General features: G+C 69.6%; 2 protein-coding genes. Both read left to right on the top strand.

The genetic code is table 11. The annotated features are described in order from the left end of the window. A partial coding sequence (locus tag LH128_RS28175) for a YoaK family protein (RefSeq protein ID WP_008833108.1) occupies window positions 1-636 on the top strand: 636 nt, incomplete at its 5' end. A gap of 102 nt (window positions 637-738) precedes the next feature. Then, a partial coding sequence (locus LH128_RS28170; RefSeq protein ID WP_008833107.1) for a triple tyrosine motif-containing protein occupies window positions 739-3,214 on the top strand: 2,476 nt, incomplete at its 3' end.

Raw genomic sequence — 3,214 nt, 5'->3', positions numbered from 1 at the left:
ACCACCGGCCTCGTCGATGCAGCTTCGGTGCTGGGACTGGGCAAGGTGTTCACCGCCAACATGACCGGCAATGTCGTGTTCCTCGGCTTCGCGGCGGCGGGAACGCCGGGGTTCAAGGTGATCCCCTCGGTGCTGGCGCTGATCGCCTTCATGGTCGGCGCATGGGGAGCCGGGCATCTCGCGCGTGCGCATGTCGAGCGTGCGCTCGGCCGCTGGCTGCTGTGGGCTGCGGTGATCGAAGCCGCACTGCTGTGGATCGCGGCGCTGATCGCGCTCGACGTCGATGTCGCCGCGCAGGCGCCGAAGGCGGCCGTAATGGCCGTGATCGCGCTCACGGGCTTCGCAATGGGCCTGCGCAATGCGACCGTGCGCCAATTGAAGGTGCCGGACCTGACGACCACCGTGCTCACCCTAACCATCACCGGCATCGCGGCGGATCATGTGGGCGGCAAGACGCCCAACTTCGCGCGTCGCATCGGCGCTGTGCTTTCGATCTTCGCGGGTGCCGCCGTGGGCGCGTTGCTGCTGATGCATGGCGGACTGGCCCTGCCGCTGGCTCTGGCCGGCGCGATCGTGCTGGGCGCGACGCTGGTGTTCCTGCGCGACCCGGCCTCCGCCGTGCCGCATCGTCCCTGACGACACCGCGTCATTGCGAGCACGGCGAAGCAATGACGAACCTTGGGAAGACAAACGAAAGGTTACCTTGTCGCGCGCGCAGCGCCATGTAATGCGCGGGCGATGCGTCCCATCCGTGTCGCCCGCCCGCTTTTCCGCGCCATCGCCGCCCTCGTCGGCGCGAGCCTCTGCGCGCCTGCACTGCTCGCCTCGCCTGCCACGGAGATCCCCGGCTACGCCAGCCGCTACTGGTCGCTGGCGGACGGTGCCCCGCCCGATATCCGCGCCATCGCCCGCACCCGCGACGGGTTCCTGTGGCTCGGTTCGGGAGACGGGCTCTACCGCTTCGACGGGCTGAACTTCCTGCGCGTCGAGCCCGAGGACTTCGACAACTTCCGCGCCCGGCAGGTCACCGCGCTGGCCGCGGGGCCGGACGGCAGCCTGTGGGTGGGCTATGCCTTCGGCGGCATCGCCCGGCTCAGGGACGGGCACTTGCGCGGCGCCAACCCGGAAAAGCCGCGCGGGCGCATCACCGACATCATCGCCGCGCCCGACGGCTCGATCTGGGTTTCCACCTGGAGCGGCTTCGGCTCGCAGCTGCGCCATTGGATGCACGGCCGCTGGGACGTGATCGACGTCGACGGCCCGTTGCTGCGCATGTACCGCCAGAGCAATGGTGCCATCTGGATCGCCTCCAATCCCGACTTGCGCCGTCTGGCCCCCGGCAGCCGCAAGCTGGAGACGGTGCCCGCGCTCATGAACCTCGGTCCCGCCTTCCGCGAGGACCGCACCGGCGCGATGTGGTTCTATTCGAGCGACGGCCTCCAGCGCCTGACCGCGAAGGGTTTCACGGAAACCGGCGTCGGTTTCGGCGAGCCGCTGAACGGCGGCGACGGCTGGCGCGAGATGCTGTTCGACGACGATGACCTGCTGTGGATCGCCGGCAATGCCTCGGGCCTCGCGACAGTGCCGCGCGGCGCGCTGAGCATGGACCACGCGCAAACCTACCCCGTCGGCATGTTCACCCTGATGCGCGACGGCGAGGGCACCATCTGGGGCGGCGCGCCGGACGGCCTGCACCGCTTCGTGCGTACGCCGGTGGTGCGCTACGCCGCGATCAGGGGAGTGCGCACCGGCATCGCCACCGGCCCGGACGGCTCTCTCTACATCGGCGGGGACGAGGGCCTCTACCGCATCGTCGACGGCAAGGCGCAGCTGATCCTGCGTTCGGGGCTGGTTTCCGAGGTCTGCTCGGTTTCGAGCGTCGGCGCCTATGTGCTCACGTACAAGAACGAATATCTCGTGCGCGGCGCCAGCCCGACGCGGATCGTCGGTCCGCTGGAGCATGAGCGCCAGTTCGCCCAGGCCTGCGCCTCCGATCCGCAGGGGCGGCTGTGGGAATCGGTATCGGCCTCCGGCATGTTCCGGCTCGACGGCACCCGCTGGACCAAGGACGAGAGCCTGCCGCCCGCGACGACCTTCATCGCGCCGGGTCCCGCCACCTTCATCGTCAACCAGCCGCTGCGCCTGCTCGCCCGCGTCCATGACGGCAAGACCACGCCCATCTGGCCCGAAGGCGACGGCGCAGGCAGCAAGGGCGGCGTCGGCTTCGTGCGCATGCTCAAGCAGATGGATGGCGAGACATGGATCGGCGGCGAGGCGGGCCTCGCCCGCTACGACGGCCGCCGTGCGCAACAGCTGAGCGCGCGGACGTATCCGTGGCTGGCAGGAGTGATGGGCATCGTGCGCGTCGCCGGGCATTACTGGCTGATCTCGTCAGGCGGCATCATCCGCGTGGCCGAGGCTGACTTCGATGCCGCCTTCGCGAAGCCCGGCACGCCGATCCCGCTCGCCCGCTTCGGCCAGAGCGGCGTGATCCGCGCACGCACCGAATCCTATTCCGCCAACGACGCCGCCGTCGATGCGCAGGGACGCCTGTGGTTCGTCACCAGCACCGGAGTTGTGCAGGTCGATCCCTCGCGCATCGCCCCGCTCAAAGCCGACATGCCGATCGCGGTGACCGCGCTGGAAATGGACGGCCATGCCTATCCGCTCGCAAACACGCACCTGCCTGCGGGCACCACGCGCGTCAGCCTGTCCTACGTCGGACTCGGCCTCGCCGATGCGGAGAACAACCGCTATCGCTACCGGCTCGACGGGATGGACGAGAACTGGGTGGAGGCGCAGGGGCGCCGCCGCGTCGATTACGCAGGGCTCGGTCCAGGCACCTACCGTTTCCACGTCACCGCCGCCACCGGCGACGGGCCGTGGGCGAAGCGGGAAGCGACCGCCACTTTCGTCATCGCCCCGCATTTCTGGCAGACCGCATGGTTCCGCCTTGCCGTGCTGGCAGGCGCGGTGCTCGGTGGCTACGCGCTGTTTCGCTGGCGCATGCGCGCCGCCATGCAGTCCCTGCGCGACCGCATCGAGGAGCGCGTGGCCGAACGCGAGCGCATCGCGCAGGACCTGCACGATACACTGCTTCAGGGCTTCCAGGGCCTGATGCTGCGCTTCCAGACGGTGCTGCACCTGACCACGCCGGGCACCCCTGCCCACACCGCCATCGAGGAAGCGCTGGAGCGTGCCGACGACGTCCTGC

This window comes from Sphingomonas sp. LH128 (genome assembly GCF_000293195.2).
GTDB classification, from domain to species: domain Bacteria; phylum Pseudomonadota; class Alphaproteobacteria; order Sphingomonadales; family Sphingomonadaceae; genus Novosphingobium; species Novosphingobium resinovorum_A.
This window is presented reverse-complemented; position numbering and strand designations above follow the sequence as displayed.